16 protein-coding genes and 1 tRNA gene are annotated in these 15717 nt (G+C 59.9%); 8 read left to right on the top strand and 9 right to left on the bottom strand.

Annotated elements, in window-relative coordinates; all coding sequences use genetic code 11:
- Nucleotides 1-10 precede the first annotated feature (10 nt).
- On the top strand, nt 11-193 hold the full coding sequence (locus tag ACW5XD_RS06590; protein ID WP_042867775.1) for a DUF3545 family protein: 183 nt from the start codon (nt 11-13) through the stop codon (nt 191-193).
- Between the two features lie 50 nt (nt 194-243).
- Here ACW5XD_RS06590 and ACW5XD_RS06585 read toward each other — a convergent pair whose 3' ends face one another.
- Nucleotides 244-792: a hemerythrin domain-containing protein gene (locus ACW5XD_RS06585; protein WP_456494178.1), complete on the bottom strand. Its 549-nt coding sequence runs from the start codon at nt 790-792 to the stop codon at nt 244-246.
- A gap of 180 nt (nt 793-972) precedes the next feature.
- On the bottom strand, nt 973-1641 hold the full coding sequence (ung, locus tag ACW5XD_RS06580) for a uracil-DNA glycosylase (RefSeq protein WP_456494177.1): 669 nt from the start codon (nt 1639-1641) through the stop codon (nt 973-975).
- A 637-nt stretch (nt 1642-2278) separates the two neighbouring features.
- Between ung and grcA the strand changes: the two genes are divergently transcribed.
- A complete protein-coding gene (gene grcA / locus ACW5XD_RS06575; protein ID WP_042867771.1) occupies nt 2279-2659 on the top strand; it encodes an autonomous glycyl radical cofactor GrcA in 381 nt (126 codons plus the stop codon).
- Between the two features lie 142 nt (nt 2660-2801).
- Here the strand turns inward: grcA and ACW5XD_RS06570 are convergent, their stop codons facing one another.
- The 7 genes from ACW5XD_RS06570 to hemA all read right to left on the bottom strand — a co-directional run bounded on the left by ACW5XD_RS06570 (nt 2802) and on the right by hemA (nt 9860).
- Nucleotides 2802-4082: a dicarboxylate/amino acid:cation symporter gene (locus ACW5XD_RS06570; protein WP_456494176.1), complete on the bottom strand. Its 1281-nt coding sequence runs from the start codon at nt 4080-4082 to the stop codon at nt 2802-2804.
- A gap of 304 nt (nt 4083-4386) precedes the next feature.
- Nucleotides 4387-5241 carry a 3-deoxy-8-phosphooctulonate synthase gene (gene kdsA / locus ACW5XD_RS06565; RefSeq protein ID WP_005317003.1) on the bottom strand — a complete coding sequence of 285 codons (855 nt, stop codon included), beginning with the start codon at nt 5239-5241 and terminating at the stop codon, nt 4387-4389.
- A gap of 98 nt (nt 5242-5339) precedes the next feature.
- Nucleotides 5340-6140 (bottom strand): SirB1 family protein, encoded by an 801-nt coding sequence (locus tag ACW5XD_RS06560; protein ID WP_456494175.1) that lies wholly within the window; start codon nt 6138-6140, stop codon nt 5340-5342.
- Between the two features lie 11 nt (nt 6141-6151).
- Nucleotides 6152-6535 carry a SirB2 family protein gene (locus tag ACW5XD_RS06555; protein WP_456494174.1) on the bottom strand — a complete coding sequence of 128 codons (384 nt, stop codon included), beginning with the start codon at nt 6533-6535 and terminating at the stop codon, nt 6152-6154.
- A 43-nt stretch (nt 6536-6578) separates the two neighbouring features.
- Nucleotides 6579-7412 carry a peptide chain release factor N(5)-glutamine methyltransferase gene (gene prmC / locus ACW5XD_RS06550; protein WP_456494173.1) on the bottom strand — a complete coding sequence of 278 codons (834 nt, stop codon included), beginning with the start codon at nt 7410-7412 and terminating at the stop codon, nt 6579-6581.
- A gap of 49 nt (nt 7413-7461) precedes the next feature.
- Complete coding sequence (gene prfA, locus ACW5XD_RS06545) at nt 7462-8550, bottom strand: peptide chain release factor 1 (RefSeq protein ID WP_456494172.1); 1089 nt, start codon at nt 8548-8550, stop codon at nt 7462-7464.
- 53 nt (nt 8551-8603) lie between these two features.
- On the bottom strand, nt 8604-9860 hold the full coding sequence (gene hemA / locus ACW5XD_RS06540) for a glutamyl-tRNA reductase (protein WP_042867763.1): 1257 nt from the start codon (nt 9858-9860) through the stop codon (nt 8604-8606).
- A 121-nt stretch (nt 9861-9981) separates the two neighbouring features.
- Between hemA and lolB the strand changes: the two genes are divergently transcribed.
- The 6 genes from lolB (at nt 9982) to pth (ending at nt 15658) form a co-directional block, all read left to right on the top strand.
- Entirely contained in the window at nt 9982-10566 is a 585-nt protein-coding gene (lolB, locus tag ACW5XD_RS06535) for a lipoprotein insertase outer membrane protein LolB (protein WP_456494171.1), read from the top strand.
- A gap of 26 nt (nt 10567-10592) precedes the next feature.
- The gene (ispE, locus tag ACW5XD_RS06530; RefSeq protein WP_456494322.1) at nt 10593-11462 is read left to right on the top strand and encodes a 4-(cytidine 5'-diphospho)-2-C-methyl-D-erythritol kinase; all 870 of its coding nucleotides are present in this window, start codon (nt 10593-10595) and stop codon (nt 11460-11462) included.
- A tRNA-Gln gene (locus ACW5XD_RS06525) sits at nt 11442-11516 on the top strand. Before ispE ends, ACW5XD_RS06525 begins: the two co-directional genes overlap by 21 nt.
- Nucleotides 11517-11828: 312 nt before the next feature.
- On the top strand, nt 11829-12776 hold the full coding sequence (locus tag ACW5XD_RS06520) for a ribose-phosphate pyrophosphokinase (RefSeq protein WP_005317019.1): 948 nt from the start codon (nt 11829-11831) through the stop codon (nt 12774-12776).
- 99 nt (nt 12777-12875) lie between these two features.
- The gene (locus ACW5XD_RS06515; protein ID WP_456494170.1) at nt 12876-14864 is read left to right on the top strand and encodes a bifunctional metallophosphatase/5'-nucleotidase; all 1989 of its coding nucleotides are present in this window, start codon (nt 12876-12878) and stop codon (nt 14862-14864) included.
- A 197-nt stretch (nt 14865-15061) separates the two neighbouring features.
- Nucleotides 15062-15658, top strand: a complete 597-nt coding sequence (gene pth, locus ACW5XD_RS06510; RefSeq protein ID WP_042065624.1) for an aminoacyl-tRNA hydrolase — start codon at nt 15062-15064, stop codon at nt 15656-15658.
- The last annotated feature ends 59 nt before the right edge of the window (nt 15659-15717 follow it).

Below are 15717 nucleotides of genomic sequence, written 5' to 3'. Positions count from 1 at the left end.
GGAGGGAGCCATGGAAATGTTCAACTTCGATTATGACGATGTGGTTGAGCTCGGTTCACGTAGCCGCGGGACAACGGGAAAGAAACGTAAATGGCGTGAGATTGAGGCGTTGAAAGACAAGCATCGCCTGCAGAAGGAGCTGCAATCCATCGACATCGCCTACGAAGGTCTCTCGGAAGAGATCGAACTGTAAAAACAGCGCCCCGGTTAACCGGGGCGCTGTTTTTTAATGGCTTGTGACTGTCAGGAGGAGAGTGGCAACGACAGGCGTTTGGCCAACTCCTGGAAGTGCTGACTGATCTCGGCGCCAAACAGGGGATCCCCTATGGCACGGTTCTGCCAGATCTGCTCCAGGTGACGCCAATCGTCCTCGGTCAGCGAATCACGCAGATGGGGGAAGATGACCCCCTCTTCATAGTTCATGTGCGCCTCTTGCAGCGCCACAAACTGTTCCAGCTTGGTCGTGAACTGATCCAGCGGGATGACGGCATCCATCAGTATCATCTCCAGCATATCCTTGAGTTCGGCACCGGCCTCCAGCAGGCTGGCGTGCTCCTCCTGCAGCCGGTTGGCGACTTCGCCTTCCACTACCCGGTATTTCAAGTAGTAGTCGTAGATCATGTCCTCTTTCGGATGGTGGAACTTGTCCGACACCTCCCGCAAATAATCCACCACGTCCCGGATCAGGAAGTAGCTGACAGGCTGTTCATTGCGAATGGCGGCGAGCTTGTGTTTGAGCAGCACCAGCAACCTGGCGATGTTGAGATGATCCTTGTGCAGACTGGCTAGCATGGGCACTCCTTGCGCTGAAATAAGACGATCCAGTTTCGAGTATACGGTCATTTATCGCGCCAACTTTGCACTCAATCAAGTCATCTGCATACAAAATGCCGAGTGACGCACAATGTCAGACTCCTGCTCCAGCCATCCTGTTCCAACATCCGGTGACAGTCATGGCACCACTTTATCCTCTTATTCGCAGACCGAATGCCAGTTGATGGGGCTCATCCCCTGCTGGGTCAACAGACGGTTGGTTTCGGAGAAGTGACCACAACCTATGAAGCCACGATGGGCGGAAAGCGGGCTCGGATGGGGAGCACTCAGCACGTGATGGCGCTGCCGGTCGATGAAACGGCCCTTCTTCTGGGCATGGGCCCCCCACAGCAGGAAGACAACCCCCTGACAGCTGGCGTTGATCTGCTCTATGACTCTGTCGGTGAAGGTCTCCCAGCCAAGATGGGCGTGAGAGTGGGCCTGGCCCGCCTGTACCGTCAGCACCGTATTGAGCAGCAGCACTCCCTGCTGGGCCCAAGATTCCAGGAAGCCGTGATTGGGTGTGACAAAACCCGGCAGATCCCGCTGCATCTCCTTGTAGATGTTGACCAGCGAGGGAGGCGTGCGCACGCCGGGTAGCACCGAGAAACAGAGGCCATGGGCCTGATTCGGGCCGTGATAGGGATCCTGACCCAGGATCACCACCTTGACCCGATCCAGCTCGGTCAGCTTGAAAGCGTTGAACACCTCGGTCGCGGGGGGGTAGATCACCTTGCCCGCTTCACGCTCGCTCCTGACGGTCGCCAGGGTTGCCTTGAAATAGTCCTGCTCTTTTTCAGAGCCAATCACATCTGTCCAGGTCAGCACCCCAATATCCTCAATTAATGCGGCAAGGGGCTCAGGATAGGGGGGCAGACCACAAGACGCAACCGCAGCGCCATCGGCTAAGCCCCATACGGCGGGTCGCTACGGCCATTATGCCCTCTCATCGAGAGTGGCAGAAAACGCGGGGTGCCAAACCGGCTCTCTTCGCCAAGCGTGCCCAGGCGGGTGGCCTCCCCTTCCTCTGAGCCCTTCCCGGCGGATCCGCCTCCTTATATAGCGAAGACGGGAATCCGGGGTTGCCGGATGATGGACATCCAGCCCAGTGTCATGGTCCAGGCTACCGGTGAGGCCAGCTGCGCCCTGACTTCCACAGAGTGAAATAGCCATAACATGTAGTTAAATTACTAGATTTAATTAATGAAAGATGCATAATTTGGATATCTTACATAATCATAAAAATGACCTATTTTTGATTAATCTCAATAATTTAATCCCCACTCACAGGCGCAAATCGCGTATTTTTTGATTTAGATCAATTTTCGTATTATTACCATCGTGGTATATATGGCCCAACAAAGTAAAGGTGTAAGGCAAGGGCCCTTTAAATCATCCCGGTGGTTTAAATACATCAGGGTAATTTCCTTACAGTTGAATCCGCTTTCCTATGAGGAGTCATACCATGATCAAGGGCATCCAAATCACCCAGTCCACCAACGCAGCACTGCTGAACTCTTTCTGGCTGCTGGACGAAGAGAAGCAACAGGCTCGTTGCATCTGCGCCAAGGGCGACACCTTCACCGCCGATCAGGAAGTCAGCGTCTCTGACCTGGGTCAGTTCGAATACCGCGAGCTGCCGGTTCAAGCCGAACCTGCCGTGGAAGGTGGTCAGCACCTGAACGTCAACGTGCTGCGCCGCGAGACTCTGGAAGACGCCATCGCCAATCCGGAGAAGTACCCGCAGCTGACCATACGTGTTTCCGGCTATGCCGTGCGCTTCAACGCACTGACTCCGGAACAGCAGCGTGACGTGGTCACCCGTACCTTTACCCAGAGCCTGTAATTGTCTCGGCGGTAATCTGCATCATGAAAAACGGCCCTCTAGGGCCGTTTTTTTATGGACGTAATTCACTCATCCGTGGTGACTCGCACACAGCCACGCAGTCCAAACTGCCATTCATCACGCGGCGCCATCATTGAACCGCTTAATGCTGCGCCACTTTGACGGCGTGTCGCGGTTTGCTCAACACCTCATTCATCTGCTTCACATCGAGCTGGTCGCAGTAGCGGGCCACCACCACTGTCGCCACCCCGTTGCCGATCAAGTTGGTCAGCGCGCGTGCCTCCGACATGAAACGATCTATCCCCAGGATCAGCGCCAACCCGGCGAGCGGCAGGTGCCCGACCGCCGAGATGGTGGCCGCCAGCACGATAAAGCCACTGCCGGTCACCCCGGCCGCCCCTTTCGAAGAGATGAGCAGCACCACCAGCAAGGTGAGCTGCTGGAACAGATCCAGCGGCGTGTTGGTCGCCTGGGCGATGAAGATGGCCGCCATGGTCAGATAGATGGAGGTGCCGTCCAGGTTGAAGGAGTAACCGGTCGGGATCACCAGCCCCACCACCGACTTCTTGCAGCCGAGCGCCTCCATCTTGACTAGCATGCGCGGCAACACGGATTCGGAAGAGGAGGTTCCCAGCACGATCAGCAGCTCTTCCTTGATGTAGGAAATAAAGCGCAGAATGCTGAAACCATTCGCTCTGGCGATACTGCCCAACACCAGAAAAATAAACAGCAGACAGGTGATGTAGAAACAGGCGATTAATTGACCCAGCTGGATCAGCGAGCCAATACCATATTTCCCAATGGTAAAGGCCATGGCACCAAATGCCCCGACCGGCGCCAGTCGCATGATCATGTTGATGATGCCAAAAATAACCTGGGAGAAGCTGTCGATGACATTGAAGATCAGTTTTCCCTTCTCGCCGATATGATGCAAAGAGAAACCAAACAGCACCGCAAATAACAACACCTGCAGAATATTGCCGCTGGCAAAGGCGCCGATCACGCTGCCCGGGATCACATCAAGCAGGAAGGCGATGATGCCCTGCGACTTGGCCTGCTCGGCATAGGCCGAGATCGAACTGGCATCCAGCGTGGCGGGGTCGACGTTCATGCCCACCCCGGGTTGCAGCAGGTTGACCACGCACAGCCCGATGACCAGAGCTATGGTGCTCACCACTTCAAAGTAGAGCAGCGCGATGGCACCGGTTTTCCCCACCGCCTTCATGCTCTCCATGCCGGCAATGCCTGTCACCACGGTACAGAAAATAACGGGGGCGATGATCATCTTGATTAATTTCACGAAGCCATCACCCAGTGGCTTCATATCCGCCCCAAGGTCGGGATAGACGTGCCCCAGAAATACTCCCAGGGTGATCGCAAGCAGCACCTGAAAATAAAGGCTGCTGAATATTTTCTTTCGCATTATTAACGTCCTGTTAATTAATCGATATCTCATATGGCAGAAATAAATATGCAGAAAACCGTAACGAGAGATCATCGTTCTCTCGCCAGCTTCATGCTATTTCGTCATCGCAACGGCGCCACTTTCACACATTACAAGAACCAATTAAGAGACATTAATCACACAACATATTTAACATCATTAACACCAAAGCAACCGCGAAATATTCGGTCAGTGATTTATTTTGGACCTTAATGAAAACATTCTGGATATAAAAATGCCCCGCATGGCGGGGCACTTGGCATCACGAAATCGGCGTGGTGGCTCAGGCGGAGGTATCGAGAGGCTCGAAGCCCTTGATGAGATCGTCGATCGCCTTCATCTGCTTGAGGAAACCTTCCAGCTTGTCCAGCGGCAGGGCACTCGGGCCATCGCAACGGGCCACTTTCGGATCCGGGTGTGACTCGATGAAAAGACCAGCCAGTCCGACCGCCATGCCGGCACGAGCCAGCTCGGTCACCTGATCCCGACGACCACCCGAGGCAGCCCCCAGCGGATCGCGGCACTGCAATGAGTGGGTCACGTCGAAGATCACCGGATAGCCGCCTGTGCTCTTCTTCATCACCCCCAGACCCAGCATGTCTACCACCAGATTGTCATAACCGAAGTTGGCGCCGCGCTCACAGAGGATAAGCTGATCGTTGCCGCACTCCTCGAACTTGTCGGTGATGTTCTTCATCTGGCTCGGGCTCAGGAACTGCGGTTTCTTGATGTTGATGACGTTGCCGGTGCGGGCCATGGCCTCCACCAGATCGGTCTGGCGCGCCAGGAAGGCGGGCAGCTGAATGACGTCGACCACTTCGGCCACCGGTTTGGCCTGATGAACCTCGTGCAGATCCGAGATGACCGGCATGCCGAAGGTCGCCTTCAGCTCCTGAAAGATCTTCATCCCCTCTTCCAGGCCCGGGCCGCGGTAGGAGTGGATGGAGGAACGATTGGCCTTGTCCCAGCTCGCCTTGAACACGAACGGTATGCCAAGCTTGCTGGTCACTTCCACGTACTTCTCGCAGACCGCCATCGCCATGTCGCGGGATTCCAGCACGTTCATGCCACCGAACAGCACGAACGGTTTGTCGTTGGCGACATCGATGTCATTGATCTTGATATTCTTCTGTTCCATCTCAGGCATCCTTAAGTGAAGAAGCTTGAATCCAAGTTAGTCCGTTGCACCTTGGCACATCGGCCTTGATATTCTTCTGTTTCAGTTCCCAGGCCTCCTTAATGAAGGGGCTTGGGGCTAAGATCCAGCGCGGCCAGTTGCACCTTGAGCACATCGACCACCGGATCGTCCGGACATTGTTCAATAAAGTATTCAAAATCGTCGGCGGCGAAGCGCGGGCAGTCGAGCTGCTCGTAGATGAAGCCCCGATCCCGCGTCTCCAGCGGATCGCCGGGCTTCATGCGCAGCAGCAGCTCGCTGCAGCGCAGCGCTTCTGTCATGCGATCTTCCCGCAGCAGGGCCCCCTTGCTGACGTTGAGCAGCCGCTCGATGATCTCCCACTGGCCCGAGGGCTGCAGATGTTCGGAGGTCAGGGTAGCCAGATTGCCGAGGGCGCCGCGCAGCAGCAGCTCGATGCGGTGCAGGCTCAGCTCGTCGCCGGTGAAGGGGTCCACATAGACCTCGCCTTCGCTGCCGGCGAAGCTCACCAGGAAGTGACCGGGGAAGCAGATCCCCTCCACATCCAGCCCGAGCTTGCGACCCAGCTGTATGATGAGGATGCCGAGGCTGACCGGAATGCCCTGCTTGCGAGCGAGCACCTGAGCCAGATCACAATTGGCGGCGGAGAAATAATCCTGCCAGTCACCGTGAAAACCCAGGGTCTGGTAGAAGCCCTGCAGTAGCTGACGACGCACCTCGTCGCAGTTGCCCTCGTCGATCGTCTCGTCCAGCCAGGCATCGAGCCGGGCCAGCTCGGCATCTCCACGGCCGCCGATACCATGGATCTCGTCGCTCACCGACAACGCCAGCTCGGCGATATCGTGGGCCTCGAAATCGGTCCATTCGTCTACGCGTATCATAGTCATCATCCTTAACCGAACAGACCGGCCTGCTTCTGCAGCGCAAGCTTGGCGATAAAGAAGAGCCAACCCAAGGCACCGAGGAAGGCAAACCAGCGGATACCCTTGTTGCGGGCCAGCCGCAGCGCCATCATGGCTAAAAATGCGACGACCAGGATGGCGGTCAGCTTCTCGCTGAGCCAGGGGGCGGCGTTGTTAAGCGGATTGAGATCCAGCACCATGCACAGCAGAACGCCGGAGATCACCACCAGCCCATTCAACCAGCCGCTCAGTTGCAGGATCCGGCTGCCATAGGCACCGGACGTCCCCTTCTGAACCCAGTAAAAACGCAGCATAAACATCAGCACGGCCGAGGCGATCAGCACCAGATGCAGATGTTTGAGAGCAACATACATAACATGTCCTTGAACAGAGGCAGGCCAGGCCCGCCCGTCATCATCACCGAGCCAGGCACCCCAAGGTCACTCGCTCGTTATCGCCGTAATCGCGCACGGTTTCCACCTGGCTGTAGCCGTGCTGCAGCAGGAGTTGACGCACCGCCTCACCTTGTTGCCAGCCGTGCTCCAGCAAGAGCCAGCCGCCCGGGCAAAGATGGGCAGGCGCACCGGCCACTATCAGGCGGATATCCGCCAACCCCTGCTCGTCGGCCACCAGGGCGGAGCGAGGTTCGAAACGCACATCCCCCTCAGCCAGATGGGGGTCGGTGCCGTCAATGTAGGGCGGGTTGGAGACTATCATTCCGAAGCACGTCGCGCCCGAGAGTGGCTCAAACCAGCTGCCGTCCCGCACCTCGATGGGCAGCCCCAGCGCGGCACTGTTGGTGCGCGCCAGTGCGGCCGCCTCCGGCATCCGATCCACCGCCCAGACATCGGCATCCGGGCGCTCGGACTTGAGCGCCAGGGCGATGGCGCCGGTGCCTGTGCCCAGATCCAGCACGGTGCAGGGGCCGGTTGGCAGGCGCGCCAGCGCCTGCTCCACCAACACCTCGGTATCGGGGCGCGGGATCAGGGTGGCCGGGCTCACCTTGAGCGGCAGCGACCAGAACTCCCGCTCGCCGATGAGGTGGGCGATGGGCTCGCCATTGAGACGACGGCTCAACCAACCTTGCAGCGTCGCCTGCTGGGCGGCATCAAGCTCACGCTCCGGCCAGGTCATCAGGTAGCTGCGCCGGCAACCGAGCAGATGGCAGAGCAGCACGTCGGCATCGGCACGGGGAGACTCCCCCCCGGCCAGGGTCGCCATTATGTGGGCGCGGGCCTGCTGGATCTGCATCAGCGGACCCCCACCGCCGTGACGGCGATATCGGCACAAACGGGCTGCATCAGCTGTTTTCCGCCAGGGAGGCGAGCTGATCGGCCTGATACTCCTGGATCAGGGGGCTGATGATGCAGTCCAGATCCCCCTCCATGATCTCGCCGAGGCGATAGAGAGTGAGGTTGATGCGGTGCTCGGAGAGGCGCCCCTGCGGGTAGTTGTAGGTGCGGATACGCTCGGAACGATCGCCGGACCCCACCAGGTTGCGACGGGTGCTCTGCTCGGCGGCGCGGTGGCGCTCATCCTCGGCCGCCTGCAGGCGGGCGGAGAGCACGGACATCGCCTTGGCGCGGTTCTTGTGCTGGGAACGCTCATCCTGGCACTCCACCACCAGGCCGGTCGGCAGGTGGGTGATGCGGATGGCCGAATCCGTCTTGTTGACGTGCTGGCCACCAGCTCCGGAGGCGCGGAAGGTATCGATCTTCAGGTCGTTCGCATTGATCTCGATCTGCTCGGCTTCCGGCACTTCCGGCAACACGGCGACGGTACAGGCGGAGGTGTGTACCCGGCCCTGGGATTCGGTCTCGGGCACCCGCTGCACTCTGTGGCCGCCGGATTCAAACTTGAGGCGGCCGTAGACGTGCTCGCCGTCCACCTTGGCGATCACCTCCTTGTAGCCGCCGTGCTCGCCGTCGTTGCAGCTGACGATGGAGATGCGCCAGCCCTGACGCTCGGCGTAACGGGAATACATGCGAAACAGGTCACCGGCAAAGATGGCCGCCTCGTCACCGCCGGCACCGGCCCGGATCTCGAGGTAGCAGTTGTTGTCATCCTTGGGATCCCGGGGCAGCAGCATCACCTGCAACGCCTGCTCCTGCTCCTCCAGCGTGCTCTTGGCCAGCGGCAACTCCTCCTGCGCCATCTCGCGCAAGTCGGCGTCATCCTCTTCCAGCATCAGCTTGGTGGCCTCCAGGTTTTCTTCGGCCTGGCGGAAGCGCTGGAAGGCGTGAACGATATCTTCCAGCTGGGCATATTCCCGGGTCAGGGCGCGGTAGCGATCCTGATCCGAGGCCACCCCGGGCTCGCCGAGCATGGCCTGTACTTCTTCGTGGCGCTCGATGAGGCCTTCCAGCTTTCTGATCAGTGACGGATTCATAAATCTTGTTTTCTCGATGGAGGAAGGGGCCGCCAGCCGGCCACCCCGAACAATTACTCTGGTGACAGTCCCAGCACCTGACGCAGGCGGGAGAGCTGATGGTGATCTCCCTGGGCCGCCGCCTGGCGCAGGGCCTGGGTCGGTGCGTGGATCAACTTGTTGGTGAGGCGGTGCGCCATGGCCTTGAGGGCCTGCTCGGCATTCTCGCCCTGTTGCAGGGCCAGCAAGGCGCGCTGCAACTCCTCATCGGCCACCTGCTGGGCCTGATGACGATAATCGCGGATGAGATCCACCGAATGCTGGCTGCGATACCAGCCCATGAACTCATCGCGCTCTTCCTGCACGATGAGCTCCGCCTCGGCGGCGGCCCGTTTGCGGGTTTCCAGGTTCTGCTCGATGATGCCCTGCAGGTCATCAACCGTGTAGAGGTAGGCATCGGAGAGCTCGTCCACCTCGGCCTCGATATCCCGCGGCACGGCGATATCCACCAGGAACATAGGCTTGAAGCGACGGGCCTTGAGGGCGCGCTCCACCATGCCCTTGCCGATGATGGGCAGGGGGCTGGCAGTGGAGCTGATGACGATGTCCGCCTCGTGCAGATAATCGGGGATCTCTTCCAGAGTCATCACCCGGGCACCGAACTCCTCGGCCAGCAGCTGGGCCCGCTGCAGGGTGCGGTTCGCCACCATCATCTGGGTGACGTTCTGCTCGCGCAGATGACGGGCCACCAGTTCGATGGTTTCGCCGGCACCGACCAGCAGCACCTTGGTCTGGGAGAGATCGGAGAAGATGCGGCGACCCAGGCTGACGGCGGCAAAGGCCACCGACACGGCGCTGGCGCCTATCTCGGTGTCCGTGCGCACCCGCTTGGCCACGGAGAAGGATTTCTGGAACAGGCGCTCCAGCGAGCCTTTCACCGCCTCGGACTGCTGGGCATGGGCATAGGATTGCTTGATCTGCCCCAGGATCTGCGGCTCGCCCAGCACCAGGGAATCCAGGCCACAGGCCACCCGCATCAGGTGACGCACCGCCTCTTCGTCCCAGTGCTGGTAGATGGCGGACACCACTTCGGCCGCGTCCAGGCCATGGAAACGTTGCAGCCAGTGCAGTACCTGCTCCCCCTGCCCCTGCGCCAGGCTGCAGTAAAGCTCGGTGCGGTTGCAGGTCGAGACGATCACCGCCTCGCTTACGCCAGGTTGGGTGACCAGCTCACGCAGGGCGCGATCGATGCAGTCCGGGCCGAACGCGACCCGCTCCCGCAAGGCGACACTGGCGGTGTTGTGGTTGATTCCGAGGGCAAGCAAACTCATGAGTGGGTGGTGATCATATCTGTGCGCTGGGAGTAAAGGCCGTCAATTGTACGAGAAAGGGTAAGGCTTTAAAAGCAATACGGCCGCCCCGTATACTGTGGCAAATCCCCGTATCTGGAGCATGACCTTGTTGTTGCGTATTTTCACCTTCGCCTGCCTGCTGTTGCTGGCCGGTTGTGCCACCACCCAACCCCAGCGGGATCAGGTCAACTGGCAGCAGGAGCGGGCCCGTCTAGAGCGGCTCACCCACTGGCAGCTGTCAGGCAAGATGGCCATCATCACGGCCCAGCAGAAGGGCAGCGCCCGGGTCAACTGGCAGCAGGATGGGGACGACTATCGCCTCAACCTGAGCAGCATAGTGGGTACCCACATACTGGAGCTCTCCCGCAACAAGGGCGAGATCACCCTGATCGACAACGAGGGCAAGCCGCACCAGAGCCAGGATGCCGAGGCGCTCATTTATCAGCTCACCGGCTGGAACATACCGGTGCAGGGGCTGCCGGAGTGGATCAAGGGGTTGCCGGGCAAGGCCGAGTTTGAACTCAATCCCGACAGCAGCCTGGCCAGGGTGCGTGACGGCCAGTGGCAGATCGCCTACGGCGACTACCGGGATCAGGACGGCTACCGCCTGCCTCACCTGCTGACCATGACGGGCCAGGGCAGCCGCCTCAAGTTGCAGATCAACCAATGGACGATCGTTCGCTGATGGCTGCGACTGACAAGGAGGCGACAATGACCGCCACTCGCTGGCCTGCACCGGCCAAACTCAACCTCTTCCTGCACGTCAATGGCCGTCGTCCGGACGGTTATCACGAGCTGCAGACCCTGTTCATCTTCCTCAGTCACGGCGACTGGCTCGAATTCGAGCCGCTCACCGGTACGGACCTGCTCACCTTAAGCCCCGCCATTCCCGGCGTGCCGGATGAGCAGAACCTCATCGTCCGCGCCGCCCGCCTGCTGCAGGCACGGCTGCCGAGCCCGCAAGGGGCCCACATCCGGCTGGAGAAGGTATTGCCTATGGGCGGCGGCATCGGCGGCGGCTCTTCGGATGCGGCCACCACGCTCGTCGCCCTCAACCATCTCTGGCAGGCGAGCTTGAGTGAAGACGAGCTGGCGGAGCTTGGCGTGCAGCTGGGGGCAGACGTGCCGGTGTTCGTGCGTGGCCGCGCCGCCTTTGCGGAAGGGGTAGGCGAGCGGCTGCAACCGGTCGAATTGCCAAGCGCCTGGTATCTGGTGCTCAAGCCAAATTGCCACGTGGCCACCGCCGCCGTCTTTCAGGATCCGGACCTGCCCAGAGCGACTCCGAAAATGGCATTTCACAACCTGCTGGAAGGGGAGTGGAAAAACGATTGCGAATTGCTGGTGAAAAAGCGCCACCCCGAGGTTGCCAATGCGCTCGGCTGGTTGCTAGAATACGCGCCGTCAAGAATGACGGGCACAGGAGCCTGCGTCTTTGCTCAATTTGAAGACGAAGAGGCTGCTCGGGAAGTGTTGGCAAAGGTGCCGAAGAGATGGGATGGGTTTGTCGCCAAGGGCGAGAACATATCACCACTGTTCGTGACATTGCAACAAATCAGTGATTGGGGTATCGCCAAGCGGTAAGGCAGCGGGTTTTGATCTCGCCATTCCTAGGTTCGAATCCTAGTACCCCAGCCATTATCTTGGTGATTGACACGGGTGTGTCGGTAAACCGGTCGCGGATGATCTTGACGGAGCGCAATATCGTCAAACCCGTCTGCAACCAATATCGTCCCCCTTGTCACTCGCAAAGAGGTCATCGATCTCTTGGATGACGGCTGCCTGCAAACGCGACAGCCATCCGATTTGAAACATGTAACGATATGCACCTAGCCTGAAAGCGGCCTATAGTGGCCTGACCCGTCAACTTGATAAATCGTTTGCCCCAAAACGATACGGGTCTGAATCAGACTCCCCCACATACTGGATGCAACCCCGAGGTTTCAAACCGTGCCTGACATGAAGCTGTTTGCTGGTAACGCAACGCCGGAACTAGCCCAGAAGATCGCAGATCGCCTGTTTATCAAACTCGGCAATGCTGCCGTAGGTCGCTTTAGCGACGGCGAGATCAGCGTACAGATCAATGAGAATGTACGCGGTGGCGATATCTTCATCATTCAATCCACCTGTGCCCCGACCAACGACAATTTGATGGAATTGATCGTCATGGTGGATGCTCTGCGTCGTGCTTCAGCTGGCCGTATTACTGCCGTTATCCCCTACTTTGGTTATGCCCGTCAGGACCGCCGCGTCCGCTCCGCCCGTGTACCCATCACCGCCAAGGTTGTCGCCGACTTCCTCTCCAGCGTGGGTGTGGATCGCGTGCTGACCGTTGACCTGCATGCAGAGCAGATCCAGGGCTTCTTCGACGTCCCGGTCGACAACGTGTTCGGCAGCCCGGTGCTGCTGGAAGACATGAAGTCCAAGAACCTCGAATCCCCTGTCGTTGTATCGCCGGACATCGGCGGCGTGGTGCGTGCCCGTGCCATCGCCAAGCTGCTGGACGATACCGACATCGCCATCATCGACAAGCGTCGTCCCCGCCCGAACGTCTCCCAGGTCATGCACCTGATCGGTGACGTGGCCGGCCGCGACTGCATTATCGTCGACGACATGATCGACACCGGCGGTACCCTGTGCAAAGCCGCAGAAGCCCTGAAAGAGCGCGGCGCCAAGCGTGTATTCGCCTACGCCACTCACCCGGTCTTCTCCGGTTCCGCCGTGGAAAACATCAAGAACTCGGTCATCGACGAGCTGATCATCACCGACTCCATCCCGCTCACTGCGGAGATGAAGGCGGTCGACAAGGTCAAGCAGCTGACCCTGTCAACCGTACTGGCGGAAGCCATTCGTCGTATCAGCAACGAAGAGTCCATCTCTGCCATGTTTGAGCATTGATAGACACCGTTGTGACAAAAACCGCCAGCTGGCGGTTTTTGTCTTTTTAGCCCAGTGACACCCGGTATTGCCCTGCTCCGGCAGGTTAAGGATAGATCCATGAATCGCTCGCGCCCGCTGCTGCTCCTCGTCCTCTGCAGCTTCCTGTTCGCCTGTCAGCCCGGCAAAGAAAACCAGCCCTTCGTGCTGACTCTGGCGCACATGAACGACACCCACTCCCAGTTTGACCCGGTCAACGCCGAGCTGAAGGGGCCCATCTTTGGCAAGCAGGGGGAAACCGACACTCTCTACACCCGCTTCGGTGGCTATCCGCGTCTGCTCACTATGGCGAAATCCTTTCAGGCCGAGGCGCTTGCCAAGAACCAGCCGCTCTTGCTGCTGCACGGTGGCGATGCCTGGCAGGGCAGCGGCTACTTCAAGCTCAACGAGGGAATGGCCAATGCCGAGCTGCTGAGCCAGTTCGGGCTCGATGCCATGGCCCTGGGCAATCACGAATTCGATCTCGACAACCACAAGCTGGCCCGCTTCATCGAAGGGGTCAACTTCCCGGTGCTGGCCGCCAACCTGGATACCCGTGACGACCCGGATCTGCGCCACACCACCAACCTCAAGCCGTTCGTGGTCTATGCCTTCGAAGGCAACCGAAAGAGCCCGGTCACCGATCTCAACAACCTGCCGCAAGGCAAGCAACTGGTCGCCGTGATGGGGCTGGTGCTGGAGGACATGGCCAATATCTCCCCCAATGTCGGCAAGCTGCGCTTTGGCAAGGAGATCGCCTCGGCCCAGGCGACCGTGGATCTGCTGCGCCAGAAGGGGATCGACCACGTCATCGCCCTGACCCATATCGGCAACCAGCGTGATCTGGCGCTGGCGGCCGAGGTGAATGGCATAGATGCCATCGTCGGCGGCCACTCCCACAGCCTGCTCGGTGACTTCAGCAACATCGGCTGGGGCAAGACCGGCGAATATGCCCAGCTGGTCACCAATCCGGACGGCGTCGGCCTGACCTGCGTGGTGCAGGCGGGCTCCTATGCCCAGGCCATCGGCCTGGCCCGGGTGAGTTTCGATGCCCAGGGCCGGGTCATCGCCTGCAAGGGCCAGAACCAGCTGCTGGCCAGCCGCGACTTCTTCGCCGATCCGGCCCGCAAGCAGGTGCTGGATGGGGCACGAGCCAAACAGGCGGGCAAATTCATCGATGCCCAACCCAACCTGGTGACAGTGGATGAAGACCCGCGCCTGCGCGGCATCATCGACAGCCACTACAGGCCGGCGCTGGAGCAGGCCTTTGGCCCCGTCATCGCCACCCTGCCGGCACCACTGCAAAATGCCCGTCGCCCCGGCGACAACGGCAGCGACAGCCACGGCTCCGACGTCGCCCCCCTAGTAGCCGAAGGCCAATACTACTGGGCCAACACCCCGGCGGTGCAGGCCCTGACCGGCGGCCCTGTCCACTTCGCCCTGCTGGCGGTGGGGGGCGTGCGCGCCGATCTGCCCGCCGGCGAGTTGCGCGAAGGGGACGCGGCGCTCACCCTGCTGCCGTTCAAGAATCAGCTCTCAGTGCTGACCCTGACCGGTGCCGAGGTACGCGCCCTGCTGACCGAGACCATCACGGCCACCCTGCCTGCCAGCGCCCACGCCGGCAAGTTCCCCTACGGCGGCCACCTGCGCTACACCTTCACCGAAACGGTGCAAGGCAAGCGTGGCGAGCTAACCCGACTGCAATGGAAAACGGCCGAAGGGCAGTGGCAGGATCTGGTCGACAGCCAGCGCTACCGGGTAGTGATGAACGCCTACAGTGCCAATGGCAACGACGGCTGGCAGGTACTCGCCCACGCCCAGCGCCAGCAGGCCGAGCGGCTGGATCTCGCCTGGGTGGATGGCAAGCTGACCGGCTTCCCCATCGAGAAGGTGGAGCAAAGCGGCGATCAGCTGAGCGCCCGCTATGCACCGGGTCAGCAACTCGACTGCAAGGCCAGGGCCGTCAACTGCGGCACGGACGCGGCCTCCTTCGTGCAATACGTGCGAGAGCAACGGCCGACCCTGACCGCGCTGACCGAAGAGACAGTCATGCTGCTGCGGGCCAAATAAGGCACCACCCCAACCAACAATGACCAGCACGGGCCTCGACAAGGGGCCCGTTTTGCTGCCATTGGCAACCCGATCAGCGGTTATTCCCTCACGGTTGCCGAGCTTTGGTTGAGTGATCGCCAGTCGGCGGCTAGAATATTGCGTCCCATTGCCTTGGGCAGTCTGCCCATTGCAAGCAGCGAGTGAAGACATCAAGCGTGACAAGCCAAATCAAACTGATCGTGGGACTGGGCAATCCCGGCCCCGAATACGCCAAGACCCGCCATAACGCGGGCGCCTGGTATGTGGAGCAGCTGGCTCGCTGGCACAATGTCAGCCTGCGCGAAGAGCCCAAGTTCTTCGGCCACACGGCCCGCATTCAGGTGGAAGGTCAGGATGTGCGTCTGCTCATCCCGAACACCTACATGAATCTCTCCGGCAAGGCCGTGGCGGCGCTGGCCCGTTTCTATCAGATAGAACCGGAAGCCATGCTGGTGGCCCACGATGAACTGGACCTGCCCCCCGGCATCGCCAAGTTCAAGCAAGGTGGTGGTCACGGTGGTCATAATGGCCTCAAAGACATCATCGCCAGGATGGGCAACAACAATAACTTCTTCCGGCTGCGCCTCGGGATAGGCCATCCCGGCGCCAAGGAGCTGGTGGCCGGATTCGTCCTGACCAAGGCCCCAAGCAGTGAACAGAGCCTGATCGAGGCCGCATTGGATGAGTCCCTGCGCGCCACCGATATCCTGTTCAAGCAAGACATGACCAAGGCCATGAATCGCTTGCACAGCTTCAAGGCCGAAAAAGTATAGGGATGTTCGATCATGCCCCGGCTGCACTCAGGGGTGCGTTCAACGACGCGCCCAAGCCG

This window comes from Aeromonas enterica, from assembly GCF_054052465.1.
The sequence above is the reverse complement of the archived record's forward strand: the minus strand, read 5'-3'. Positions and strand labels throughout refer to the sequence as shown.

Bases quoted from the DNA above. Each gene is read 5' to 3' on its own strand.
- ACW5XD_RS06515 (WP_456494170.1), top strand. From the start codon at position 12,876: ATGAATCGCTCGCGCCCGCTGCTGCTCCTCGTCCTCTGCAGCTTCCTG.
- ACW5XD_RS06590 (WP_042867775.1), top strand. From the start codon at position 11: ATGGAAATGTTCAACTTCGATTATGACGATGTGGTTGAGCTCGGTTCA.
- grcA (WP_042867771.1), top strand. From the start codon at position 2,279: ATGATCAAGGGCATCCAAATCACCCAGTCCACCAACGCAGCACTGCTG.
- ispE (WP_456494322.1), top strand. From the start codon at position 10,593: ATGACCGCCACTCGCTGGCCTGCACCGGCCAAACTCAACCTCTTCCTG.
- lolB (WP_456494171.1), top strand. From the start codon at position 9,982: ATGACCTTGTTGTTGCGTATTTTCACCTTCGCCTGCCTGCTGTTGCTG.
- prmC (WP_456494173.1), bottom strand. From the start codon at position 7,412: ATGCAGATCCAGCAGGCCCGCGCCCACATAATGGCGACCCTGGCCGGG.
- ACW5XD_RS06555 (WP_456494174.1), bottom strand. From the start codon at position 6,535: ATGTATGTTGCTCTCAAACATCTGCATCTGGTGCTGATCGCCTCGGCC.
- prfA (WP_456494172.1), bottom strand. From the start codon at position 8,550: ATGAATCCGTCACTGATCAGAAAGCTGGAAGGCCTCATCGAGCGCCAC.
- ACW5XD_RS06585 (WP_456494178.1), bottom strand. From the start codon at position 792: ATGCTAGCCAGTCTGCACAAGGATCATCTCAACATCGCCAGGTTGCTG.
- ACW5XD_RS06570 (WP_456494176.1), bottom strand. From the start codon at position 4,082: ATGCGAAAGAAAATATTCAGCAGCCTTTATTTTCAGGTGCTGCTTGCG.
- ACW5XD_RS06560 (WP_456494175.1), bottom strand. From the start codon at position 6,140: ATGATACGCGTAGACGAATGGACCGATTTCGAGGCCCACGATATCGCC.
- kdsA (WP_005317003.1), bottom strand. From the start codon at position 5,241: ATGGAACAGAAGAATATCAAGATCAATGACATCGATGTCGCCAACGAC.
- hemA (WP_042867763.1), bottom strand. From the start codon at position 9,860: ATGAGTTTGCTTGCCCTCGGAATCAACCACAACACCGCCAGTGTCGCC.